This window comes from Variovorax raffinosi, assembly GCF_051216615.1.
GTDB lineage: Bacteria > Pseudomonadota > Gammaproteobacteria > Burkholderiales > Burkholderiaceae_C > Variovorax.
Genome location: NZ_JBPJZR010000001.1, coordinates 786,223 through 806,865, shown reverse-complemented (window position 1 = coordinate 806,865; position 20,643 = coordinate 786,223). Strand labels below are relative to the sequence as shown.

General features: G+C 65.3%; 24 protein-coding genes. 15 read left to right on the top strand and 9 right to left on the bottom strand.

What is annotated here, in order from left to right:
- Position 1: 1 nt before the first annotated feature.
- Positions 2-532 carry a helix-turn-helix domain-containing protein gene (locus tag ACSFB7_RS03745; protein ID WP_435467185.1) on the bottom strand — a complete coding sequence of 177 codons (531 nt, stop codon included), beginning with the start codon at positions 530-532 and terminating at the stop codon, positions 2-4.
- A 96-nt stretch (positions 533-628) separates the two neighbouring features.
- On the opposite strand from ACSFB7_RS03745, the gene ACSFB7_RS03740 reads away from it, so the two are divergent.
- The 3 genes from ACSFB7_RS03740 to ACSFB7_RS03730 are packed head-to-tail and all read left to right on the top strand — an operon-like array spanning position 629 to position 3,098.
- Positions 629-1,621 (top strand): Bug family tripartite tricarboxylate transporter substrate binding protein, encoded by a 993-nt coding sequence (locus tag ACSFB7_RS03740; RefSeq protein ID WP_435467184.1) that lies wholly within the window; start codon positions 629-631, stop codon positions 1,619-1,621.
- A 15-nt stretch (positions 1,622-1,636) separates the two neighbouring features.
- A complete protein-coding gene (locus ACSFB7_RS03735) occupies positions 1,637-2,287 on the top strand; it encodes a glutathione S-transferase family protein (RefSeq protein WP_435467182.1) in 651 nt (216 codons plus the stop codon).
- Between the two features lie 10 nt (positions 2,288-2,297).
- Positions 2,298-3,098, top strand: coding sequence for an aldolase (locus ACSFB7_RS03730; RefSeq protein ID WP_435467180.1), 801 nt, complete (start codon positions 2,298-2,300; stop codon positions 3,096-3,098).
- A gap of 46 nt (positions 3,099-3,144) precedes the next feature.
- Here the strand turns inward: ACSFB7_RS03730 and ACSFB7_RS03725 are convergent, their stop codons facing one another.
- The gene (locus tag ACSFB7_RS03725) at positions 3,145-3,630 is read right to left on the bottom strand and encodes an Lrp/AsnC family transcriptional regulator (protein WP_435467178.1); all 486 of its coding nucleotides are present in this window, start codon (positions 3,628-3,630) and stop codon (positions 3,145-3,147) included.
- 113 nt (positions 3,631-3,743) lie between these two features.
- Between ACSFB7_RS03725 and ACSFB7_RS03720 the strand changes: the two genes are divergently transcribed.
- From ACSFB7_RS03720 to ACSFB7_RS03705, 4 genes are all read left to right on the top strand, one after another.
- Entirely contained in the window at positions 3,744-4,967 is a 1,224-nt protein-coding gene (locus ACSFB7_RS03720) for a diaminopropionate ammonia-lyase (protein WP_435468068.1), read from the top strand.
- A 76-nt stretch (positions 4,968-5,043) separates the two neighbouring features.
- Entirely contained in the window at positions 5,044-5,283 is a 240-nt protein-coding gene (locus tag ACSFB7_RS03715; RefSeq protein WP_435467176.1) for a hypothetical protein, read from the top strand.
- Between the two features lie 236 nt (positions 5,284-5,519).
- Positions 5,520-5,795: a hypothetical protein gene (locus ACSFB7_RS03710; protein ID WP_435467174.1), complete on the top strand. Its 276-nt coding sequence runs from the start codon at positions 5,520-5,522 to the stop codon at positions 5,793-5,795.
- A 137-nt stretch (positions 5,796-5,932) separates the two neighbouring features.
- The gene (locus ACSFB7_RS03705) at positions 5,933-6,301 is read left to right on the top strand and encodes a hypothetical protein (RefSeq protein WP_435467172.1); all 369 of its coding nucleotides are present in this window, start codon (positions 5,933-5,935) and stop codon (positions 6,299-6,301) included.
- A 25-nt stretch (positions 6,302-6,326) separates the two neighbouring features.
- On the opposite strand, the gene ACSFB7_RS03700 is transcribed toward ACSFB7_RS03705, so the two are convergent.
- A complete protein-coding gene (locus ACSFB7_RS03700; RefSeq protein WP_435467170.1) occupies positions 6,327-7,505 on the bottom strand; it encodes a GGDEF domain-containing protein in 1,179 nt (392 codons plus the stop codon).
- A gap of 230 nt (positions 7,506-7,735) precedes the next feature.
- Here ACSFB7_RS03700 and ACSFB7_RS03695 point away from each other — a divergent pair, with 230 nt between their 5' ends.
- A complete protein-coding gene (locus ACSFB7_RS03695; RefSeq protein WP_435467168.1) occupies positions 7,736-7,990 on the top strand; it encodes a hypothetical protein in 255 nt (84 codons plus the stop codon).
- Between the two features lie 458 nt (positions 7,991-8,448).
- Here the strand turns inward: ACSFB7_RS03695 and ACSFB7_RS03690 are convergent, their stop codons facing one another.
- From ACSFB7_RS03690 to ACSFB7_RS03680, 3 genes are all read right to left on the bottom strand, one after another.
- Positions 8,449-8,829, bottom strand: a complete 381-nt coding sequence (locus ACSFB7_RS03690; protein ID WP_435467166.1) for a hypothetical protein — start codon at positions 8,827-8,829, stop codon at positions 8,449-8,451.
- A 95-nt stretch (positions 8,830-8,924) separates the two neighbouring features.
- Complete coding sequence (locus ACSFB7_RS03685; RefSeq protein ID WP_435467164.1) at positions 8,925-10,721, bottom strand: cytochrome c biogenesis protein DipZ; 1,797 nt, start codon at positions 10,719-10,721, stop codon at positions 8,925-8,927.
- 100 nt (positions 10,722-10,821) lie between these two features.
- Positions 10,822-12,210 (bottom strand): ATP-binding protein, encoded by a 1,389-nt coding sequence (locus tag ACSFB7_RS03680; protein WP_435467162.1) that lies wholly within the window; start codon positions 12,208-12,210, stop codon positions 10,822-10,824.
- 276 nt (positions 12,211-12,486) lie between these two features.
- Here ACSFB7_RS03680 and ACSFB7_RS03675 point away from each other — a divergent pair, with 276 nt between their 5' ends.
- Both ACSFB7_RS03675 and ACSFB7_RS03670 read left to right on the top strand, forming a co-directional pair.
- Complete coding sequence (locus ACSFB7_RS03675; protein ID WP_435467160.1) at positions 12,487-13,524, top strand: alpha/beta fold hydrolase; 1,038 nt, start codon at positions 12,487-12,489, stop codon at positions 13,522-13,524.
- A 60-nt stretch (positions 13,525-13,584) separates the two neighbouring features.
- Positions 13,585-14,010, top strand: a complete 426-nt coding sequence (locus ACSFB7_RS03670) for an organic hydroperoxide resistance protein (RefSeq protein WP_435467158.1) — start codon at positions 13,585-13,587, stop codon at positions 14,008-14,010.
- 2 nt (positions 14,011-14,012) lie between these two features.
- Here ACSFB7_RS03670 and tam read toward each other — a convergent pair whose 3' ends face one another.
- Entirely contained in the window at positions 14,013-14,804 is a 792-nt protein-coding gene (gene tam, locus ACSFB7_RS03665; RefSeq protein WP_435467156.1) for a trans-aconitate 2-methyltransferase, read from the bottom strand.
- Between the two features lie 92 nt (positions 14,805-14,896).
- Here tam and ACSFB7_RS03660 point away from each other — a divergent pair, with 92 nt between their 5' ends.
- The 4 genes from ACSFB7_RS03660 to ACSFB7_RS03645 all read left to right on the top strand — a co-directional run bounded on the left by ACSFB7_RS03660 (position 14,897) and on the right by ACSFB7_RS03645 (position 17,452).
- Positions 14,897-15,805: a LysR family transcriptional regulator gene (locus ACSFB7_RS03660; RefSeq protein ID WP_435467154.1), complete on the top strand. Its 909-nt coding sequence runs from the start codon at positions 14,897-14,899 to the stop codon at positions 15,803-15,805.
- A 51-nt stretch (positions 15,806-15,856) separates the two neighbouring features.
- Positions 15,857-16,267: an OsmC family protein gene (locus tag ACSFB7_RS03655; RefSeq protein ID WP_435467152.1), complete on the top strand. Its 411-nt coding sequence runs from the start codon at positions 15,857-15,859 to the stop codon at positions 16,265-16,267.
- A 152-nt stretch (positions 16,268-16,419) separates the two neighbouring features.
- The gene (locus tag ACSFB7_RS03650) at positions 16,420-17,160 is read left to right on the top strand and encodes a response regulator (RefSeq protein WP_435467150.1); all 741 of its coding nucleotides are present in this window, start codon (positions 16,420-16,422) and stop codon (positions 17,158-17,160) included.
- Between the two features lie 52 nt (positions 17,161-17,212).
- Positions 17,213-17,452: a putative hemolysin gene (locus ACSFB7_RS03645; RefSeq protein ID WP_435467148.1), complete on the top strand. Its 240-nt coding sequence runs from the start codon at positions 17,213-17,215 to the stop codon at positions 17,450-17,452.
- An 11-nt stretch (positions 17,453-17,463) separates the two neighbouring features.
- On the opposite strand, the gene ACSFB7_RS03640 is transcribed toward ACSFB7_RS03645, so the two are convergent.
- Together ACSFB7_RS03640 and ACSFB7_RS03635 are read right to left on the bottom strand one after the other, a co-directional pair.
- Positions 17,464-17,598 (bottom strand): hypothetical protein, encoded by a 135-nt coding sequence (locus ACSFB7_RS03640; protein WP_435467146.1) that lies wholly within the window; start codon positions 17,596-17,598, stop codon positions 17,464-17,466.
- 349 nt (positions 17,599-17,947) lie between these two features.
- Complete coding sequence (locus ACSFB7_RS03635; RefSeq protein WP_435467144.1) at positions 17,948-18,514, bottom strand: thioredoxin family protein; 567 nt, start codon at positions 18,512-18,514, stop codon at positions 17,948-17,950.
- 411 nt (positions 18,515-18,925) lie between these two features.
- On the opposite strand from ACSFB7_RS03635, the gene ACSFB7_RS03630 reads away from it, so the two are divergent.
- Entirely contained in the window at positions 18,926-20,605 is a 1,680-nt protein-coding gene (locus ACSFB7_RS03630) for a ShlB/FhaC/HecB family hemolysin secretion/activation protein (RefSeq protein ID WP_435467142.1), read from the top strand.
- Positions 20,606-20,643 lie beyond the last annotated feature (38 nt).

Sequence of the window (20,643 nt, the reverse complement as noted above, 5' to 3'; positions counted from 1 at the left end):
CCTATTCCTCTTGCGCCACGACGAGCAGCACGGAGGCCTGCTGCTTGCCCACTGACGTGATCTTGTGGGGAATGCTCGAGTTGAAGTGCGCGCTGTCGCCGGCATTGAGCAGCTCCACGCGGCCGGCAAGCTGAAGGCTGACGCGGCCCTTGAGCACGTACAGCAGCTCTTCGCCCTTGTGATGGCTCATGGGATGGTTGCGCACGGGCTGCTCGGTGGGCGTCAGCACGAACGCGATCATCCGTCGATCGGGCGAGGCGCCTGAAACAACGCGCGGCGTTTTGGCGCGCGCGTCGGTCGACTTGGTCTCCGCGCGGCTGATGAGCACGGGGTCGCTGTCGGACGACTCCGCGAACACTTCCTCGACCTGCACATGCAGCGCCTTGGCCAGCTTCAGCGCTGCGCCGACGGACGGCGTCGAGATGCCTCTTTCCAGTTTCGATACATAGCTGCGGGTCAGGTCCGTTGCCTGGGCCAGCTCTTCGAGCGTCAATCCGGCCTGGACGCGAAGCAACTTCAGTTTGATGGACATACGCTTTTCTTTTAGGACACTTGTGTCCTAAAATCATCTTGGTTTCCTGATTTGAACAATCGTTGCGGGGCTGGCCCGCTATCTGAGGAGTATGGTATGTCGGTACGCACACGCCTTCGGGCTTTGTTTGTCAGCTCGTTCGCCGGGGCGTTCGCGTTGCTGGTGTCCGCTTCCGTGGCCCATGCGCAGCCGGCCTATCCCAGCAAGCCGATTCGTCTCGTGATTCCATTCGGCGCGGGTGGCATCACCGATGTGGCCGGACGGCTCATCGGCCAGCATCTGGGCGAAGAACTGAAGCAGTCGGTCATCATCGACAACAAGGCGGGAGCCGGCGGCGCCATTGCCGCACAGGCTGTCGCGCAGGCCCAGCCCGACGGCTACACCTTGCTGCTGGGAACGGTGGGCACGCAGGTGGTCAACAAGATGCTCTACAACAAGCTCAACTACGACCCGGCGTCCTTCACGCCTGTCTCGCTCGTGAGCAACTCGCCGTACGTGCTGGCCGTCAACGGCATCGACGGCGTGAGCGACCTGAAGGGTTTGGTCGCCTACGCCAAGGCGCATCCGGGCAAGTTGAACTTCGGCTCCGCAGGCAATGGCAGCTCGCCCCACCTGGGCATCGAGCTGTTCAAGCTGGCCACCCAGACGGACATCGTGCACGTCCCCTTCAAGAGTGGCGCCGAGGCGGTGAACGCAGTCATGGGCGGCCAGGTGCAGATCGTCATCGACGCCATTCCCGTCATCCAGCCGCAGGCGAAGACCGGGCGTCTCAAGATGCTGGCCATCGCCGCGAACCATCGCAATGCCGCGGTGCCTGATCTGCCGACCAGCACCGAACAAGGGCTGCCCGACTTCCAGATCGGCTCGTGGAACGCGATCGTCGCGCCGGCCGGCACGTCACAGGCGCAGGTCGAGATCCTCAACCAGGCGCTCGCCCGTGCGCTGAAGCGCCCCGCAGTGGTCGCACGGCTGGCCGAACTCGGCATCGAGCCGATGACCACCGGCGTACCGGCGTACCTTGCCCACGTCAAAAGCGAAACCGCGAAGTGGAGCAAGGTCATCAAGGCTGCGGGCACGAAGCTGGATTGAGGCGGGGTGCGCGACATGAAGCTCCATGACACCCAGCGCTCGGGCAACGCTTGGAAGGTGAGGCTGCTCGCCGGCTTTCTCGGCATCTCGCTGGAGCGCGAAACGCTTTCCATCGATCGCGGCGACCTGCGAAGCCCGGGCTTTCTCGCGATCGCGCCGATGGGCCAGGTCCCGGTGCTCGCGCTGGACAACGGCACGCACCTGGGCGAATCGATGGCGATTCTTTATTTCCTGGCGCAGGGCAGCTCCTGGTGGCCGGGCGACGCCGCCCGACAAGCGCAGGTACTGGCATGGCTGTCCTTCGAGCAGGAACGGCACATGAAGCCACTCGCGCAACTGCGCCTGCACCTCGCACTGCACCGCGACCGCGATCCGGCCAGCGAAGAGTTCGCTCGTTTCGCGCACGAGGCCAGGCAGTCGCTGCAGATCCTGGAGGCGCAGTTGTCGCGGCAGGGCACCACGGGCTGGGTCGCCACGACGGATGCGCCGAGCATTGCCGACGTGGCGCTCTATCCCTACACGCGCCTTGCACCGATGGGCGGCATCGAACTCCAGGCCTTTCCAGCCATCACTGCGTGGCTCGCCAGAATCGAGCAACTGCCGGGTTACCAGCCGCTCTTTCCCGGTGCGCCCGAGAAGAACTTTTCCACCAGCGAATCTGCATAAGGACAACGCCATGGCATCGCAAGACTCTTTCCAACTCGACAAGGGCGAGCTGATCCAGCAGTCGTACGCACAGATGGATGCGCACCTCGCCGACAGCACCTACACGCTGCGCCAGAAGCTGGCCCTGACCTGCCGCATTCTTTTCGACAACGGACACGACTCCGGCCTGGCCGGACAGATCACGGCCCGCACGGGCATGCCGGGAGAGTTCCTCACGCAGCGGCTGGGGCTGGGCTTCGACGAGATCACCGAAGACAACCTGCTGCGGGTCGACGAAGACCTGAACGTGCTCGAAGGCGGTGGCATGCCCAACCCGGCCAACCGCTTCCACTCGTGGGTCTACCGTGCGCGCCCCGATGTCAGTTGCATCATCCACACGCATGCCGCGCACGCGTCCGCGCTGGGCATGCTCGAAGAGCCGCTGGTCATCTCCCACATGGACAACTGCGTACTCTATGACGACGTGGCTTTCGTCGGCAAGTGGCCGGGCATTCCCGTGGGCAACGAGGAGGGCGAGTTCATCGCTTCCGCGCTCGGCAGCAAGCGTGCGCTGCTGCTGTCGCACCACGGGATGCTCGTGGCGGGCAGCACGGTGGAAGAGGCCTGCGTTCTGTCGATTGCTTTCGAGCGCGCGGCGCGCATGCAACTGCTGGCATCGGCCGCGGGCAAGATCCAGCCCATCGATCCGGAGCTGGCCAGGGAAGCGCACGACTGGATCCTGCGGCCTCGCCGCAACACGGTTGCGTTCGACTACTACGCGCGGCGTTCGCTGAAAGATCCGCGCAACGCGGATTGCGTGCGCAAGGCCTGAACGAAGATCGCCACTCACCGGTGGCCTGAAGCGCCCGCGCCGTGCTTCAGGCCGCCTCGGCCTCTTCCGACAAGGGCACGTTCAGCCCGACCTTGACCCGGCTCATCGCCACCAGCGTGTTGAAGCGCTTGACGTTGTTGTTCTCGAAGAAGAGTTCGCGCGTCAGCCGGGTGTATTGGGTCATGCTCCTGACCGCAAAGATCAGCACGAAATCGCAGTCGCCCGCCACGTAGTAGCACTGCTGAATCTGCGGGCAGGCCTGGAACGTGCGCTTCATCGCATCCAGCAGGTCGACGCGTTCGCTCTCGACCTTCACTTCGACGATCACCGTCAACTCGCAGCCCACCGCATCGGGATTGATGATCGCGGCATGGCGCTCGATGACGCCTTCGTCCGCCATGCGCTTCAGTCTGCGGTTCACCGCAGCGGTCGACAGATTGACCTGCTGGCCCAACTCGCCTTGCGGAATGCGCGCGTCCTGCTGGACCAGTTCGAGCAGCTTCAGATCGTAGGCATCCAGTCGTGTGGTCATGCGTCGAAACAGGAGGAAAAAGCGAGGAGGGATTGCATATGCGCATGCGCCAACGAGAAGAAATTCGCGAGCCGCACGCCTACGATTATGCGCATCACCCCAGGAATTTCGCCATGCTGGTCAACAACCCAAGAGCCCTTCGAGGCGCGTATCCCAACGCGCTGCAAAGCATCATGAGCATTGCCGAAGCTCGTCACACCCGGTCCTGGCTTTCGCGCTGGGACCTGCTCTCGCCGCGGCCCACACCGCTGTGGCGCCTGCCGGATCTGGCTCGCAGGCTGGACGTTGCCGAGGTCCATGTCAAAGACGAATCCGTGCGTTCGTCGCTGGGCAGCTTCAAGGCGCTCGGCGCGCCTGCAGCGCTCGTTCGCTTGATTGTTCGCAGCCATCCTTCATGGGCGCCTGAAGAGGTGCTGGCCGGTGCGCACCGCAGCCATCTGGCGGACCTGGTCGTCATCAGCGCCACCGACGGCAACCACGGCCGCGCGCTCGCCGCCGCCGCTCGCAGTGCGGGCGTGCGCTGCGTGATCGTCCTGCACAAGCATGTCAGCCCGGAGCGCGAGCACGCGATCGCGATGTTCGGCGCCGAGGTCATTCGCATCGAAGGGAACTACGACGCCTCCGTCGCGCACGCGGCGCACCTGGCCGAGCAGCATGGCTGGCAGGTCATCTCGGACACCGCTTATCCGGGCTATGAAGACGTTCCCCGCGACGTGATGCAGGGCTACGGAACCATGATCGACGAGCTGCTGGAGCAGGTGGATTCGATGTCGCAAGCGTGTCCCTTCACGCATGTGGTTCTGCAGGGTGGCGTCGGTGGCTTGGCCGCCGGAGTCGTGAGCTACTTCTGGGAGAAGTTCGGCGCACAACGGCCGGCCTTCATCGTCGCAGAACCGCGCCAGGCCGACTGCCTGATGCAGAGCGCGCTCCAGGGCCGTCCGTCCGTGGCAACCGGCAGTGTCGACTCGGTGATGGCGGGCCTTGCCTGCGGGGAAACATCCACGCTGGCCTGGCGCTTTCTGGAGCCTTCGGCGGATTGCTTTGCAGTCATCGAAGACAACCACGCCGTGGAAGCCATGCGATGGCTTGCGCAAGGTTCCAGGCTCGACCGGCCCATCGTCAGCGGCGAATCGGGGGCTGCCGGCGCGGCGGCGCTGCAGATGATTGCGCTCTCGCCCGAGTGGCGCCAACAGGCCGCACTCGACGCCGACTCGAAGGTGCTGCTGATCAACACCGAAGGCGCGACCGCGCCCGGCGTCTATGCACAGCTTCTGGGCCGGAGCGCCGACGAGGTCCTGCAGGCGCAGCACGAATGGGCGCAGACCAGGAGCGTTTGATCGCCTCGTCAACAGCCGGCACAGGTCATCCGTTGAAGGCGCGGGAGGCCGTCTCCCTCACCCTGGATGGAATCACATGAAAAAGCTTCTTGTTACCCTGACCGTTCTGCTTGGTGCGGCGAGCGCGTTCGCGCAGTCCGACAGCGGAGTCCGCGTGAGCACGGACCCGGCCCGCGCTGCCGCAGTGGAGAACCATGCCCGGGAACTGCAGTCGCGTCCCGCGGAAAAGCCGATGGCCATGCACGAGCACGCGCCCAAGGCGCACAAGCATCAGGCGAAGCACCATCACGCCAAGCCGCACGCCAAGAAGTCCTGAGGCCAATGAGGCCGCTGCGGCGGCCTGGCGCTAAAGTCCGTCCTGCTCAAACCTGAGGAGGGCGCGACATGCTCATTCGGACCGGGCGGCTTTCGGGCCTCCTGCTTTTGCTTCTTTCGGCTGCAGGCGCTGCAACTGCGGGAACGATCACGTGCGTTCCAGGCCCCAGCGCAGGGGCCGGCTCCTTTCACTGGGTTCGCAAGATCTCGATCGACGAGCATTCGCGGACTGTGCTCATGGACACGATGCGCTCCAAGACGAAGGACGCCGAGACCATGGGCAAGATGAGGGGCGAGCTGGTGAGCATGGACGACACCCAATCCGGCGAGCCCATCTACGTCTTCAATTCGATTCCCGGCCCGGGCGTGGAAGTCATGAGCCTCTTCAAGCTGTTCAAGGCGGGCGAGTGGCATCTGATCAGTGCGGGAGTCAGCTTCGTGAACAAGGTGCCTGCACTGCGCGCAGTCGAGCAAAGCGCGGTTTTCGACTGCAAGCGCTCCGGATTGGGGTGAACCCCGCCTGAGGCGAGGCTGACGACCCGGGCGTCGTGTGACATTTAGGCACTCTCTTCACACGCGAGATGTGCGCGGCTACAAAGGGCAGGGCGTTGTCTTCCCATCGGGATTGTTCCCGTCCTTCAGGAGACGACGTGATTGCTCATCGAACCTTTCTCAAGCTGGCTGCCGCAAGTGCGATCGCAGTCGGCGCACTGTGCGCTGCGGTCTCGGCGAATGCCGGCCCGAGCTGGTCCATCGGCGTGACCGTGCCCGGTGTCGTGGTGAGCCAACCCGCCCCGGTGTACTACGAGCCGGCGCCTGTGTATTCGCGGCCGGCACCCATCTACTACCAGCCCGCGCCGCCCGTGCGCTACCAGCCGCCGTCTTACTACGCGCCGGCCCCCGGGTACTACGAGCGCGAATCCCGCTGGGATGAACGTCGCGCCGAACGCCGGGAATGGCGCCGCCGGGAGTGGGCGCGCGAACACTATCGCCGCTACCACGAAGACCGCGACGACTGATCGATTCGCCGGCTTCGCTGGCCTGTCAAGCTGTGGCCGTGGCGATCACACGGCCGCGCCCCAGCGCCTTGGCGCGATACAGCGCCTCGTCGGCCTGGGCCAGCACTTCGTCGACGTCCTTGATGCCGTCGCTGGTCGCCACGCCGATGCTGACGGCGAACGAGCCGACCGCATACGCTGGTGAATCGGGCGGCAGGGGCTCGTCGATGCCCTCCTTCAGGCGCGCTGCGATGGCCATGGCATCGGCCATCGTCGTGTGGGGCAGCAGCACGACGAATTCTTCGCCGCCATAGCGCCCGAGCAGGCCCTGCGCGCCGATCACCCGCTGCATGCGGCTGACCGCCTCGCGCAGCACCGCATCGCCCATCTGGTGGCCGAAGCGGTCGTTGATGCTCTTGAAGTGATCCAGGTCCACCATCAGCATCGCGGCGGGTCGCCCCAGTGTTCCGTGGCTCGCGGCGAATTCGGCCAGACAGGCGTCGAGCAGTGCGCGCCGGTTCAGCACGCCGGTGAGCGGGTCGCGGGTGGCAAGGTACTCGAACTCGGTGTGCACGCGGTCGGTGGCCATCAGCACGACGGCAATGGACAGAAACAGCACGCTGAAGGAATACATGGAGATGTAGACCGACTGGATCCACGTCGCTTCCATGATGTTGGTGCCGGCCATTCCCAGGATCACCGAAACGAAGCGCAAGCCGGCCACCAGCGACTGGGCCAGCAGCAGCCCGATCATCAGCCGCATGCCGTACACCGAGCCCTTGTGCCGCATGTAGAGCAGGGCGTGGAAGAAGAACAGCAGCGCCACCGCGAAGGTGACGATGGCCAGGCGCGCTTCGAAGTCCGGCTTGATGCCGCTGAACCAGAACATGAGCACGCCCAGCAGCAGGTTCAGCGCCGTCCAGCCCCGGGTGTCGCTACGGCCCAGCAGAAACTGCTGGCTTCCCGCGTAGTAGATGACACAGGCCTGGAACAGCACCATGTTGGCAATGACGATCGTGGCGAAGTCGGGCATGAAGCCGCGCGCGGCGAACAGCAGGGTGCTGACAAACGCGATCAGCGGCGCCCGGGACCATTCGCTCAGCCCCCGGATGCTGGGCGGGTAGCTGCGGCGCATGAAGAACAACACCAGCGACATCATGATGCCCATCAGACCCGCCAGCAGGATGGTGGAGCGGGGATCGAAGAGGTAAGGCAGGTAGCCCATGTTGCTCTATGTGTTTTTTTGCGTCGCGCAGCGGCGTGTGCCGGCCTCCCGGGCGTGGCGAAGATCTCTGTCGACTGTGTCTTGAGAAGGTTGGAGGATATCGATTCGACGCAACGCCCGAAAGCGGGCACGACCCAGCATGCATGAGATTGCAAGCAATCCAAAACAAATGTTAATACCAAGGAACTATTTCCTTGGGCTGGCGAAGGCCGGGACCTATTCTTGGCGCCATGAACGCAGCACAGCAACTCCTCGTCGAGCTGCCCGATGGCTGGTCCAGCCGGATCGACATCAAGCAGACCAGCAATGGCCGCTATGCGGGTGTCGCGGAGCTGAACCTGCAGGGGCTCAAGTGGGGCGTGCTCGTGTTCATGCAGCAGCCTTCGCTGGACGCCGCGCTGGCGCGCGTTCGCCTGCGGGCCAGCCAGTTCGCGAGGGAGCGGCTGCCCCTGCTGGACGCCGAATCGAGGATGCTGTTCGAGTGAACCAATGAAAAAGCCCGCACGAGGCGGGCTTTGGAATGTGGTCGTGAACTCTCACGCGGTCCACGGTTACGGCAAATGTTCAATTGCGGAAGCCACCTGTTGTTTTTTTCGTCGTAGTGACTTCGACGCGCCGGTGTGAGATTCGGCTTGCCTGGCCAGGCAACATCCGGAGCGAATCCGGACGAAGCGCGATTGTATCAGATAGCGATGGCCTATCCGAATCTTGGTGTTTGCTCCGGGTTTTGCTATCGCGCGCATGAGGATTGCCAAACCCAGGAAGCCCATCGAAGCGGCACCATCGACGCTTACTGACGGAGAACATCGTGAACACATTCAGAAAATTCGTGGGTGGCGCCATTTCGCTTGCCGGGGCCGTGGTGCTCGTGGCCCGGCACCTTTGAGCAGTCGCCTTCCGCACGCGCATCGAAAACGCGTTCAGGAAACCACCCGAGCCTGACTCAAGGCCGCGTGATCAGCGGTGAAGCCGGCGCCACCGCCGGCGGCCGTTGCGGGTACACCGACGTGCCGAAGGTGTTGCCCATGCGATGTTCGGTCGCTGCCCGGTTGAACAGCCCGAGCTGGTTCGATGGCCGTTGCGTGATGGCTTCCGACGCCATGCCCGGCTGCTCCCCGTCGGGTGAGCGCGGCGGCGGGGTGGGACGCAGCTTCTGCGTGAGGCAGGCATAAGACGGCGTGCGCTCGCCATTGACGACCACTTCCACGCAACTGTCCGCGCCCGTGTCTTCCGCCTTCGCGACCGGCGCGTCCTGTGCCATCGCGGCACCGTGGGCACCGAATGCCAGCAACGCCATGGCGCCATACAAGAGACCTGCGCGCATCCTCACTCCCCTTCGTTCGTTTGGCCGGCCGGGACGGCGGCGAACCTGTCAGTCTAGGCAGCGCGCAAGTCAGCCGCAAGACGGCGCCGGCCGCCTCAACCGAAGGTGAACACATAGGCTTGCGCACCGGCATCGAGAAACTCGATCTCGAACAGCCGGTCCTTGCCGTTCACCGACTGGCGCACGAGTTGATAGAGCCGTTGCGCGTCGATGACGCCGTTGCCTTCCGCATCCGTGTCGGCGCCGTGGTCCGCCAGCGGCGGCTTGCCGTCCACCCGCACCCTGAAGCGCACGGGCTTTCCATCGGCCGACGGACCCAGCACCAGGTGCAGGTCGCGCGCCTGAAAGCGATAGGCGATGCGCCCGCCGGGGCGGGCCAGCACCGCGCGTTCGCTCCCCACGGTCCATTCACCGCTCAACGCCCATTGATCGGTTCGCAGCGAAGGTGCGCTCGGGTAGACGCGGGCACGGTCGCTCGCGAGGCCGCCGGGCGAGGCGAAGTTGTGCGCGCGTTCATAGCCCAGGTAGGTCTCGCCCGACAGCGCAGGCGACGCATCGGGCGCGGCCTGCGTGCCCTGGCCTTGCGGTGAAACCAGGCGGGCCGGCACATCCGGGCGCCCGGCCTCGGCCAGCAGTTGCTGGATGACCTGCTCCGACTTCGCATACCGGTTCTCCCCGACCTGTTGATGGCGGATGCGCCCCTGCGCATCGATGAAATAGAAGGCGGGCCACGACTGGTTGCCGAACGCACGCCAGATCGCATAGTTGCTGTCGACGGCCACCGGGAAGCCGACGCCCAGGTCCTTCGTCGCCCGGCGCACGTTGGACGGCAGCTTCTCGAACGCGAACTCGGGCGTGTGCACGCCGATGACGACCAGGCCCGCGTCCTTGTACTTCTCGGCCCATGCGCGGACATAGGGCAGGGTGCGCAGGCAGTTGATGCACGAGTAAGTCCAGAAGTCGACGAGCACGACCTTGCCGCGCAAGCTCTCGGGCGTCAGCGGGGGCGAGTTGATCCATTCGATCGCACCGGCGAGCGAGGGAAACGAGCCCTCGACGCCGAGCGGCAGCGCAGGCTTCTTCGGCTCCTGCAGTGCCGATGTCAACATCAGGCCGGATGCCAATGACGCCGGCACCTGCGCGGCGGGCAGAGGCGACGGCTTCGGCGCATTGATCTTCTCGACAAGCGCCTGCTCCAGCGCCGACGTCGTGTTGGCGGAGAGCTGGCTGAGCAACCCTGTGTCCAGCCCCAGCGCGATGGCACCGACGCCTGCCAGCACCGCGACACCGGCCGCGCGCCGCACCCATTCACCGGTGCGCAACGAGCCCTTCATCACCGAGAACACGCGCCCGCTGAAGAGCAGCGCCGCCGCCAGCGAAGTGCACGCACCGGCGGCATAGGCCAGCAGCAACAGCGAGGTGCCGACGCTCGCGCCGTTGAGCGCCGCGCCGGTCAGGATCAGCCCGAGGATCGGCCCCGCGCACGGCGCCCACAGCAGGCCGGTGCCAACGCCGAGCAGCAGCGGCGCGAAAACCGAGGGCTTTGTCGCGGCACTGTCCGGCTGCCGCTGCGACAACCGGTTGCCCAGCGCAACCAGCGGCCGGCTCAGCCGCTGCGCCACCGACGGAAACAGCAGCGTGACGCCGAACACCGCCAGCAGCGCGATCGCCGCATGGCGCCCGTACTGGTTCAGCGCCACCACCCAGCCGCCGCCCACCGCCGCCAGCGTGGCGATGGCGGCAAAGGCCAGCGCCATGCCCAGCAGCAAGGGCAGCCCGTGCGAGCGGAACGGGCGGTCGGCGCGTGCGAACACGAAGGGGAGCACGGGCAGGATGCACGGGCTCAGGATGGTGAGCACGCCACCCAGGTAGGCAACGAGGAGGATGAGCATGGTGTGGTTCTCTGCGATGAATGGATGAAAACGACAGGGCGAGCAAGGTCTTCACGGCCTCGACGAACGAGCCGCTTTTCAGAAAGAAATCGGGTGCGGCTCAGCCCGGCGGTGCAGCGCGGGTGTTCGTCAGCGTCAACCGGGCTTCCAGCCCGCCTTCGCTGCGGTTGCGCAGCGTCAGTTCCGCGCCCATCGCCATCGCGAGCTGGTGCGCGATGGCCAGGCCCAGCCCGGTGCCGCCGGTGCCGCGGTTGCGCGAACCTTCCAGACGGTAGAAGGGCTTGAGCACGTTCTCCAACTGGTCCGGTGGAATGCCGGGGCCGTTGTCGATCACGGCAAGAACCAGCCGGTCGCTGTCCGCACGTACCTGCAGGCGCACATCGCTGCCGAAATTCAGCGCGTTGTCGATCAGGTTAGCCAGGATCCGGCGCAGCGCGTTCGGGCGCGTCACGATGGGCTCGCCGGTGCGGCCTTCGAGCCGCACCGCCTGCCCCGAGTCTTCGTAGTCGGCCACCATGCTCTCGAACAGCGCGTCGGCATCGATGCGGCAGGCCGGCTCGGTGGCGCCGTGGAGCGTGCGCGCGTAGGTCACGCCTTCGCGCACCAGCGTGTGCATCGCGTCGAGGTCCTGCCGGAACTTGTCGCGGTCGTGGTCGCTGTCCATCAGGTCGGTGCGCAGGCGCATGCGGGTGATCGGCGTCTGCAGGTCGTGCGAGATGGCCGCAAGAATCTCCACGCGCTCGGCCATGTAGCCGGCGATGCGACGCTGCATGGCGTTGAACGCGCGTGCCGCATGCGCCACCTCGGTCGGCCCGTCTTCCATCAGCGTCTGGGCCTTGAGATCGGGCCCCAGTTCGTCGGCAGCCGCCGCAAGATCGGCCAGCGGCCGCGTCACCAGCCGCACGGCGAACCAGGCGCACAGGGCCAGCACCACCAGCTGGATCGCCAGCAGCCACATCACCCAGCGCGACACCGGCATGCTCACCCGCCGCGCATGCACAACCACCGAAGAGCCGTCGCTCAGCCGCACCTGGATCTGCAGGCTCTCGGCGGGTTGTGTCACCTGCCCGATCTTCACGATCTCGAAGGGTCGCATCGCATCGGCGATGGCCGTGGCGAACTGCTGCAGCAGCACGGACTGCGGCGCGATTCCCTGCGCACTGCCGCCCAGCACGAAGCGGTAGTTGCGCCGCTCCAGCCGCTCCAGCCAGCTCGCGCGTTCGGCGGCGGGCAGGCGGTCGAGGATGGCGACCGAACTGGCGATGTCGCGCTCGATGCCGATCATCATCAGCTCGCGCAGCGCCATGTCTCGCTCATAGCGAATGGCCGCGAAGGTCAGCAACTGCGCAATCGCCAGGCCGATCACGATGATCAGCGTCACCCGCGAGAACAGCGAACGCGGCACCAGCCGGCGCCAGTTGTTGTCGCGAACGGGCACCTGCAGGCCGGCGCCGGCGGGGAGGGCGTGGAGGTCGGCTGATGTGGGCATGGGCTGGTTTATAGACCCGTGTCCGCCACTGGCGCCGTTTGTTTGTATTGCAGTGTGTTGAACCCCGCAAACGACATGGAACATTACCCGCGCGGTCGCGGTTTCCGTTTTTTGTATGCCCGTGTATCTCGCCGCGTCGGCATACACGGTCATACAAGAGGGCCCCTTCCAGGACACATCGCGAATACATGCGGCGAATCCAATGAGGCCATCGCCAGCCGCACCCCACCCGGTGCCCTGGCGATGAGATCACTCAACGCATACGAAGGAACGCGCATGTCTGCACCCATCAATCGTCAACGCCGCTTCTTGCTGGGAGGCGCCGCCGCGAGCCTGGCGGCCATCGAGCTGGCATTCATGGGCACCGCCCAGGCGGCCGGGGCTCGGCCCACCGGTTCATCCGGCAAGCCGCCAAGGCTCGAACCGATCCGCCAGATCAAGGCCGGCGAACTCGATGTCGGCTACTACGAAGCCGGCCCGGCCGACGGCATTCCCGTGCTGCTGATGCACGGCTATCCCTACGACATCCACAGCTATGCCGAGGTCGCGCCGCTGCTGGCCGCAAGGGGCTGCCGCGTCATCGTGCCGCACCTGCGCGGCCATGGCAGCACCCGCTTTCTCGACAGTGCCAACCCGCGCTCCGCGCAGCAGGCGGCCGTGGCACTGGACCAGATCGCGCTGCTCGACGCGCTCGGCATCGACCGCGCCGTGATGGTTGGCTACGACTGGGGCGCGCGCACCGCCTGCATCATCGCGGCGCTGTGGCCAGAGCGTTGCCTGGGGCTGCTGTCGGTCAACGGCTACATCATGACCAACCGCCCCGGCAACAAGCTGCCGCTGCCTGCCAAGGTGGAGCTGGGCTGGTGGTACCAGTACTACTTCGCCACGGAGCGCGGCCGCCTCGGGCTGGAAGCGAACCGGCGCGACATCGCGCGCATCCTGTGGACCACCAATTCGCCGAAGTGGAACTACGACGACGCCACCTTCGAGCGCAGCGCCGCGTCCTTCGACAACCCCGACTACGTGAGCATCGTGATCCACAACTACCGCTGGCGCCTCGGTCTCGCGGAAGGCTTTGCGCCGTACGAAGACCTCGAAAAGCGCCTCGCCACCTTCCCGACGATTGCCGTTCCCACCATCACCATGGACGGCGACTCCGACGGCGTGGTGCCTGCCACCGACGGCAAGGCCTATGCCGCGAAGTTCACCGGACCGCGCACGCACATCGTCGTGAACGCGGGCCACAACGTGCCGCAGGAAACGCCGCAGGTGTTTGCCGATGCGGTCTGGAAACTCGCCTCCGCGCGCGGCTGAACCGACTCTCTTTTTTTCTCTTTCTCCCGACCCACCCTGACTCACTCCAAAGGAACCACCATGACCATGAAGCTCGACAAAGTGCTGTACACCGCATCCACCCACACCACCGGCGGCCGCGAGGGCGCGGGCAAGGCCAGCGACGGTGCGCTCGACGTCAGGCTCAGCCCACCCGGCTCAGGCAAGCCCGGCACCAACCCCGAACAGTTGTTCGGCATCGGCTACTCGGCCTGCTTCATCGGCGCGATGCGGCTGGCCGGAGGCCGGCTCGGCATCAAGCTGCCGGAAGACGTGGCGGTGGACGCCAGCGTGTCGCTCGGCAAGACGGAAGGCGATGCGGCCTATGCATTGGCCGTCAAGCTGGCCATCACGCTGCCGGGGCTCGACGCCGCGCAGAAGCAGCAACTGGTGGAAGGCGCCCACCAGACCTGCCCCTACTCGAATGCGACGCGGGGCAACATCGAGGTCGAGTTCTCGATCGCCTGAGTTCACCGAACCGCGACGATGAACAGCCTTGGAAAAGGCAGCAGCACCGTGCCGTCGTCCAGTGCGGGGTAGGCCTTTGCAATCTCGGCCTGGTATTGCGCGATGAACGCGGCCTTCTCGTCCGCGTTCAGCCGCGCCAGGTAGGGCAGCAGCGCCGAGCCCTTGAACCATTCCACCACCGCCGCAGCGCCGGCGAGCGGGTGGAAGTAGGTGGTGCGCCACACATCCACCTGGCCGACATGCGACCGCAGCAACGCGTAGTAGTACGCCGCGCTGTGCCGCGCCGGGTGCTTCACGTCGCCGATCTTCGCGGCCCAGCGGCGCGATGCCGCGACTTCGCGCGCCAGCCGGTGCGCGGGCTCTTCCAGGTTGTCGGGCGTCTGTATCGCGAGGCTGCCGCCCGGTGCGAGCTTGCTTGCGAGGCGCGGATACAGCGAGGCATGGTCCGGCAGCCATTGCAGCGAAGCGTTCGCCAGGATCACGTCGAAGGCCTGCGACGGGTTCCAGCGCTCGATGTCCGAAACCTCGAAGCCGATGCCGGGCAGGCGCTTTCGCGCGGCCGTCACCATGTCTTCGGAGCTGTCCATGCCGGTGACCGCCGCATCGGGAAAGCGCTGGGCGAGCACGTCGGTGGAGTTGCCCGGTCCGCAGCCCAGGTCGACGGCCAGCCGAACGTTTTGAGAATGAATGGCGGCCACGAGATCGCGGACTGGCCGGGTGCGTTCGTTCTCGAAGGCGGTGTATTGCTTGGCGGACCAGTCGCCGCTGGTGGCGTCGGGGGTAGAGGCAGTCATCTGAGGCATTTCTTGAAGTGGGTACCGGCAGTTTGCGCAGCGCACCCATCTTCGTAAAATGAATTTATTTCGGCCATTCATTCAAATCGCTCATGAAAATCGACATCCTGGGTATTCAGGCTTTCGTCGCGATTGCAGAGCGGGGCAGCTTCCAGGCTGCGGCCGATCATCTGAGCGTGACGCAGACGGCCATCACGCAGCGGCTGCGCAAGCTCGAAGAGTTTCTGGGCGTGGCGCTGGTCGAGCGCACGACGCGCTCCGTCGGGCTGTCGACCATCGGCCAGAACTTCCTGCCGCAGGCGCGCCGCCAACTGGTCGAACTGACAGACGCCTTGCTGGAGATCCGCGAAAGCGGCAAGGCCGAGCGCGGCGATGTGTCCATTGCCTGCGTGCCGACGGCGGGCGTGCAGTTCCTGCCGAAGATCATGCGGGCCTATTCGGCGCGCTATCCGCAGAACCGCATCAAGATCCTCGACCACGCCACGTCGGCCGTGACCGATGCGGTGCTGCACCGCGAAGTCGAATTCGGCATCGGCATATCCGGTTCGCATCCGCCCGAGCTGTCGAGCGTGCCGCTGCTCGAAGACAAGTACGTGCTGATCTGTCACCAGAGCCATCCGCTGGCAAAGCGCCGAAGAATCGCGTGGCGCCAGTTGAAGGACTTTCCGCTGATCTTCGCCGGCCAGGTGAATGGCAACCGCGACCTGCTGGACATGGCCCTGGACAAGAGCGCGCTCGGCCTGCAGACCTTCTATGAAGTCCAGCGCAGTTCCACCGCCGTCGGGCTGGTCGCCCAGCAGGTGGCCGCCGCCATCGTGCCCCGGCTGGCGGTGCAGGCGGGCGCCTATCCCGACATCCGCATCGTGGAGCTGGTCGATCCGGTGGTCTCGCGCACGCTGGTGCTGATGGCCCGCAAGACCGCGCACCTGTCGCCGGCGGCGCAGGCGCTCTACGACATGATCAAGGCGCAGGCCTCGCGAAAGCAGAACGGGCAGACCTGATCGATGATCCGGGCTGCCACCCATCCACCAAATATTTCAAGGAGCCGACACATGAGCCATGGCACCACAGCCACCATCGTTTCCACGGGAACCGACTACAGCCATCGCATCGCGGTGGGCAAGTTCGAACTCATCGCGGACGAGCCCGCCGCCCTGGGCGGACAGGGCCTCGGCCCCGCGCCCTACGACTACTACCTGGCGGCGCTGTCGGCCTGCACCGCCATCACGCTGCGCATGTATGCGAAGCGCAAGGGCTGGGAGCTGGGCGAGTTCCGTGCGGAACTCACGCTGACCAAAGACGCAGACGGCAAGGCGCACATCCGCAGGGTTCTTCACTCCGATGCGCCGTTGAGCGATGCCCAGTGGGAGCGCCTGCTTGAAGTGGTGGCCAACACGCCGGTGACGAAGACGATGCGCGAGGGCGCGGAGATCACGAGCGAGCGCGGGCCCGCAGCGGGTTGATTGAACAACGCAATGAACCGGTGCCGCAGGTTCACGCAACGTAGTGTGGCGGCCCAGGCCGCCAGATACACAGGCATACAAACCCGCTTGTTCCGCGCGCCAGCCGGCATACATTGCGGCTATCGCGCCCTCCGGCGCCCCATCGCACCGCCATGACGCCCAAGACCTCCGACCACATCCTCATCGTCGACGACGACCGGGAAATCCGCGAGCTGCTCACCACCTACCTGGTCAAGAATGGCCTGCGCGTGGTCGCGGTGCCCACGGGCCGCCACATGCGCGCGGCGCTGGAAGAGTCGGGCCCGTTCGACCTCATCATCCTCGACCTGATGCTGCCGGGTGAAGACGGGCTGACGCTGTGCCGCGACCTGCGCACAGGAAAATTCAAGGCCACGCCGATCCTGATGCTCACGGCCCGCAGCGAAGAGGCCGACCGCATCCTCGGCCTGGAGATGGGCGCCGACGACTACCTGGCCAAGCCCTTCTCCGCCCGCGAACTGCTTGCGCGCATGCGTGCGGTGCTGCGCCGCACGCGCATGCTGCCGCCGAACATGCGCTCGACCGAAGCCGCCTCGAAGCTGGCGTTCGGCGAATGGCAGGTGGACACCACCGCGCGCCATCTGCTCGACGACAGCGGTGTGATGGTGGCGCTGAGCGGTGCCGAATACCGGCTGCTGCGCGTGTTTCTCGACCATCCGCAAAAGGTGTTGAGCCGCGACCAGTTGCTGAGCCTGACCCAGGGCCGTGAGGCGGAGTTGTTCGAGCGGTCGATCGACCTGCTCGTGAGTCGTCTGCGCCAGCGTCTGCGAGACGATGCGCGTGAGCCGCGCTACATCAAGACGGTGCGAAGCGAGGGCTATGTTCTTGCATCGTCGGTCGAGGCGCTGGACTGACGGACTCACTTACCGGTCCTCGGCGGTGCGGTCGCGAGCCTACACTCGCGAAATGATCAAAGCTCTCTTGTTGCCATTGGGTGCTCTCCTGGTTACCGCATGCGCTCAGCCTGAGCCGCCGAAACCACCGCCGGTCGGCATGGCCAATCCTGCATCGGTCTATTGCAAGAGCCTTGGGGGAACGACCCTGATGAGGTCGAACGACAAAGGCCAATACGGCATCTGCCAGCTTCCGGATGGCAAGCAGATCGAAGAGTGGGAGCTTTTCCGGCGCGACCATCCTGCGAAGTAGGGCTCGCTGCGTTACGACGGCTTGCGCGTACGCACGCGGGGGCCGTCGGCTTGTCGCGCGGAGATGCACTGGCAGTTCACCGGGTTGCGTATCTCGTGCGCGATGCCGCCGGTCAGGAAGAGCAGGGCTAGCCAGAGCTTCTTCATATCAGTGACTCCTTTTTGGGGCTCGGATTCGGGTTCGTGTTCGGGGTCGGGTTCATTCGGGGCGGGTGCGAATGACACCAGGTGCTCCCCTCCGCGAATGTCCCCCGCTTCGCTCCTCCTTTATTTCGCTGCGGGGAGCACCTGGTGTCATTCGCACAAGGGCACGCTCTGCGCTTGCAGCCGATCAACAAGTGCTCTGAGCGCTCGCGTCGATACGGGGCTCTTTTTCGCGAAATAAAGGAGGAGCGAAGCGGGGGACATTCGCGAAAAAGAGCACCGTGTCGGCGTGAGCGCCGCCCTGAACAGCAGCAGCGCATCAACCGCACAACGTGACGAATAAAAGAGCGCCCTAGGACCCCGCCATCGAAGGTTCCGCCAGCAGCGCCTGAATCTTCTTCTCGGTCGTGCCATAGCTGCCCTCGCCGAAGTGCGAATAGACGACCTTGCCTTGCTTGTCGATCAGGTACACGGCCGGCCAGTACTGGTTCTTGAACGCCTTCCAGGTGCCATAGCTGTTGTCCTGCGCCACCGCGTGTTGGATCTGCAGCCGCTGGACCGCATCCTGCACGTTCTTCGTCGACTTCTCGAACGCGAACTCCGGCGTGTGCACGCCCACGACGACCAGGCCCTGGTCCTTGTACTTCGCGTTCCAGTCTTTCACGTAGGGCAGGTGGTTCAGGCAGTTGATGCAGGTGTAGGTCCAGAAGTCGACCAACACCACCTTGCCGCGCAACTCGCTCAACTTCAGCGGCTGCGTGTTGAGCCACGTGTCGATGTTCTGGAATTCGGGCGCGGGCAACGCCTCGGCGGCGGGAACGTCGCCGCTCAGCGGCGGCGCGGCGAAGGTCAGCGTGAGGGCGGCCGCGGAGGCAGCGACGACCACGGCGAAGAAGGCGGCGAGAGAACGAAGGCGCATGTTGATTCCTCCAGAGGAGAGTGACGGTCGGGTTCTTGAACGGACCTGATTCTTCGTCGCGCAGTCCTCCTCCGGCGCGCAGACCGTATGCCTGTGTATCCGTCATGGGACGTCGACACACAACGTTTCGCGACCGCGCTTCCTAACTCGCGTCGAACACGATGCGCCGCCAATTTCATCGTGGTGTCACAAAGACGAGGCTCCTACGTCGAGACCATTCTTCTTACGCGCAGGAAAACCCATCGCGGCGGACCGAGTGCCAATTTCTTGATGAAGTTTTCGTGACAAACGACAGTCGCCGCGCACGCCGCGCGTCTAGATAACCGTACGCAACAGCGACATGAAGGCTCTGCCTCATGCGCCGTTGCCAAGCGAGCTTCATCTTTGAGAACCGAGCTGTAAATGCATGACATGAAGAAGAACGCCCCACCGAATTGCTGGAGAGCGGTGTGGGTGGCAGTGATGGCGATAGGTGCCCAAGGGGCCGCCTTTGCCCAGGCATCCGCACCCGCCGCACCATCCTCAACCCCACCCGCTTCGGCGGCCACACCCTCGAGCACCACGCCGGTTGCCACGCCGGCCGCGACACCCGAATCGACCCGCAAGGTCGATATTGCCGAATACATCGTGCGCGGCAACACCGTGCTCGACGCCCGCGCCATCGAGAAGGCGGTCACGCCTTTTCTCGGCCCCGAGCGCACGCTGAAAGACGTGGAGGGCGCACGCGACGCGCTGCTCGCGGCCTACCAGGCGGCCGGCTACCAGTCGGTGTATGTCGACCTGCCCGAACAGCAGGTCACGCAGGGCGTGGTGTTCCTGCAGGTCAATGAAACCCGCGTGGGCCGCGTGCGCGTGGTCGGCGCCGAGTACAACTCGCCGGTCGACGTGCGCGACCAGGTGCCCGCGCTCAAGGAAGGCGGCGTGCCCAATTTCACGACCGCGCAGGCCGAGCTCACCGCGCTCAACCGCAGCCCCAAGCGCCAGGTGATGCCGCTGGTGCGCCAGGGCACGATGCCCGGCACCATGGACGTGGACCTGAAGGTCGACGACAGCAGCCCGTGGCGCGCCAGCGTCGGCCTGAACAACGACTACAGCGCCGACACGCGCAAGCTGCGCGCCACCGCATCGATCGGCCACGACAACCTCTGGCAGATGGGCCACAGCGCCTCCATCAGTTTCTTCGGCGCGCCGCAGGACCTGAGCCAGACCAAGGTGTTCTCGGCTTCCTACACGGCGCCGCTGCCGGGCACCAACTGGAGCCTGGAGGCCAATGCCTACAAGTCCGACAGCAACGTGGCCACCGTCGGCGGCACCAGCGTGCTCGGCAAGGGCCACTCCATCGGCGTGAAGGCCACCTACACCGTGCCGAACACCGGCAACTGGTGGCACGCGTTCAGCGTGGGCGTGGACCTCAAGAACAACCAGGAAGCGCTGCGCCTGAAGGGCACCGGCGACACGGTGCCGCTGAAGTACGCGCCGATCACGCTGTCGTACTCGGGCTTTCGCCAGACGGACAAGAGCCAGTACGGCGTGGGCATCTCGCTGGTGGTGGGCACCAGCAGCTCCTTTGGCTACACCAGCGACTGGGCCGCGTTCGACTACAAGCGCTACAAGTCTTCGCCCAGCTTCATGGTGCTCAAGACCGACCTGAACGGCACGCACACCTTCGATGGCGGCCAGCAACTGGCCTTCCGCTTCAACGGCCAGATGACCGATTCGCCGCTGGTGTCCAGCGAGCAGATCGCCGGCGGCGGCATGAACTCTGTGCGCGGCTACCTCTCGGCCGAAGCCACCGGCGACTACGGCGTGGTCGGCTCGCTCGAAGTGCGCAGCCAGCCGCTGACCTTCCTGGGGCCGCTGGTCGAGAACTGGCGCGTGTATGCCTTCGCCGATGCGGCGCGGCTGCGCCTGAAGAGCCCGCTGCCTGAGCAGGCCGAGCGCTTCTCGCTGTATTCGGTGGGCCTGGGCACCACTTTCAAGATCACCCAGTACTTCTCGGGCCGCGTCGATGTCGGCTATCCGCTCACGGACGGACCGCGCACCAAGAAGCACGACCCGCGCGTGAATTTCAGCTTCACCGCGAACTACTGATCCACGCGGCCGCCACCTTTTCTTTCTATCTTTTTTCT

What these genes read in the sequence shown, in the direction of transcription:
- ACSFB7_RS03690 (WP_435467166.1), bottom strand. Translation starts at nt 8,829, where the DNA reads ATGCGCGCAGGTCTCTTGTATGGCGCCATGGCGTTGCTGGCATTCGGT.
- ACSFB7_RS03650 (WP_435467150.1), top strand. Translation starts at nt 16,420, where the DNA reads ATGACGCCCAAGACCTCCGACCACATCCTCATCGTCGACGACGACCGG.
- ACSFB7_RS03730 (WP_435467180.1), top strand. Translation starts at nt 2,298, where the DNA reads ATGGCATCGCAAGACTCTTTCCAACTCGACAAGGGCGAGCTGATCCAG.
- tam (WP_435467156.1), bottom strand. Translation starts at nt 14,804, where the DNA reads ATGACTGCCTCTACCCCCGACGCCACCAGCGGCGACTGGTCCGCCAAG.
- ACSFB7_RS03660 (WP_435467154.1), top strand. Translation starts at nt 14,897, where the DNA reads ATGAAAATCGACATCCTGGGTATTCAGGCTTTCGTCGCGATTGCAGAG.
- ACSFB7_RS03735 (WP_435467182.1), top strand. Translation starts at nt 1,637, where the DNA reads ATGAAGCTCCATGACACCCAGCGCTCGGGCAACGCTTGGAAGGTGAGG.
- ACSFB7_RS03710 (WP_435467174.1), top strand. Translation starts at nt 5,520, where the DNA reads ATGGACACGATGCGCTCCAAGACGAAGGACGCCGAGACCATGGGCAAG.
- ACSFB7_RS03680 (WP_435467162.1), bottom strand. Translation starts at nt 12,210, where the DNA reads ATGCCCACATCAGCCGACCTCCACGCCCTCCCCGCCGGCGCCGGCCTG.
- ACSFB7_RS03685 (WP_435467164.1), bottom strand. Translation starts at nt 10,721, where the DNA reads ATGCTCATCCTCCTCGTTGCCTACCTGGGTGGCGTGCTCACCATCCTG.
- ACSFB7_RS03715 (WP_435467176.1), top strand. Translation starts at nt 5,044, where the DNA reads ATGAAAAAGCTTCTTGTTACCCTGACCGTTCTGCTTGGTGCGGCGAGC.
- ACSFB7_RS03655 (WP_435467152.1), top strand. Translation starts at nt 15,857, where the DNA reads ATGAGCCATGGCACCACAGCCACCATCGTTTCCACGGGAACCGACTAC.
- ACSFB7_RS03670 (WP_435467158.1), top strand. Translation starts at nt 13,585, where the DNA reads ATGACCATGAAGCTCGACAAAGTGCTGTACACCGCATCCACCCACACC.
- ACSFB7_RS03700 (WP_435467170.1), bottom strand. Translation starts at nt 7,505, where the DNA reads ATGGGCTACCTGCCTTACCTCTTCGATCCCCGCTCCACCATCCTGCTG.
- ACSFB7_RS03745 (WP_435467185.1), bottom strand. Translation starts at nt 532, where the DNA reads ATGTCCATCAAACTGAAGTTGCTTCGCGTCCAGGCCGGATTGACGCTC.
- ACSFB7_RS03675 (WP_435467160.1), top strand. Translation starts at nt 12,487, where the DNA reads ATGTCTGCACCCATCAATCGTCAACGCCGCTTCTTGCTGGGAGGCGCC.
- ACSFB7_RS03740 (WP_435467184.1), top strand. Translation starts at nt 629, where the DNA reads ATGTCGGTACGCACACGCCTTCGGGCTTTGTTTGTCAGCTCGTTCGCC.
- ACSFB7_RS03635 (WP_435467144.1), bottom strand. Translation starts at nt 18,514, where the DNA reads ATGCGCCTTCGTTCTCTCGCCGCCTTCTTCGCCGTGGTCGTCGCTGCC.
- ACSFB7_RS03695 (WP_435467168.1), top strand. Translation starts at nt 7,736, where the DNA reads ATGAACGCAGCACAGCAACTCCTCGTCGAGCTGCCCGATGGCTGGTCC.
- ACSFB7_RS03640 (WP_435467146.1), bottom strand. Translation starts at nt 17,598, where the DNA reads ATGAAGAAGCTCTGGCTAGCCCTGCTCTTCCTGACCGGCGGCATCGCG.
- ACSFB7_RS03630 (WP_435467142.1), top strand. Translation starts at nt 18,926, where the DNA reads ATGAAGAAGAACGCCCCACCGAATTGCTGGAGAGCGGTGTGGGTGGCA.
- ACSFB7_RS03725 (WP_435467178.1), bottom strand. Translation starts at nt 3,630, where the DNA reads ATGACCACACGACTGGATGCCTACGATCTGAAGCTGCTCGAACTGGTC.
- ACSFB7_RS03645 (WP_435467148.1), top strand. Translation starts at nt 17,213, where the DNA reads ATGATCAAAGCTCTCTTGTTGCCATTGGGTGCTCTCCTGGTTACCGCA.
- ACSFB7_RS03720 (WP_435468068.1), top strand. Translation starts at nt 3,744, where the DNA reads ATGCTGGTCAACAACCCAAGAGCCCTTCGAGGCGCGTATCCCAACGCG.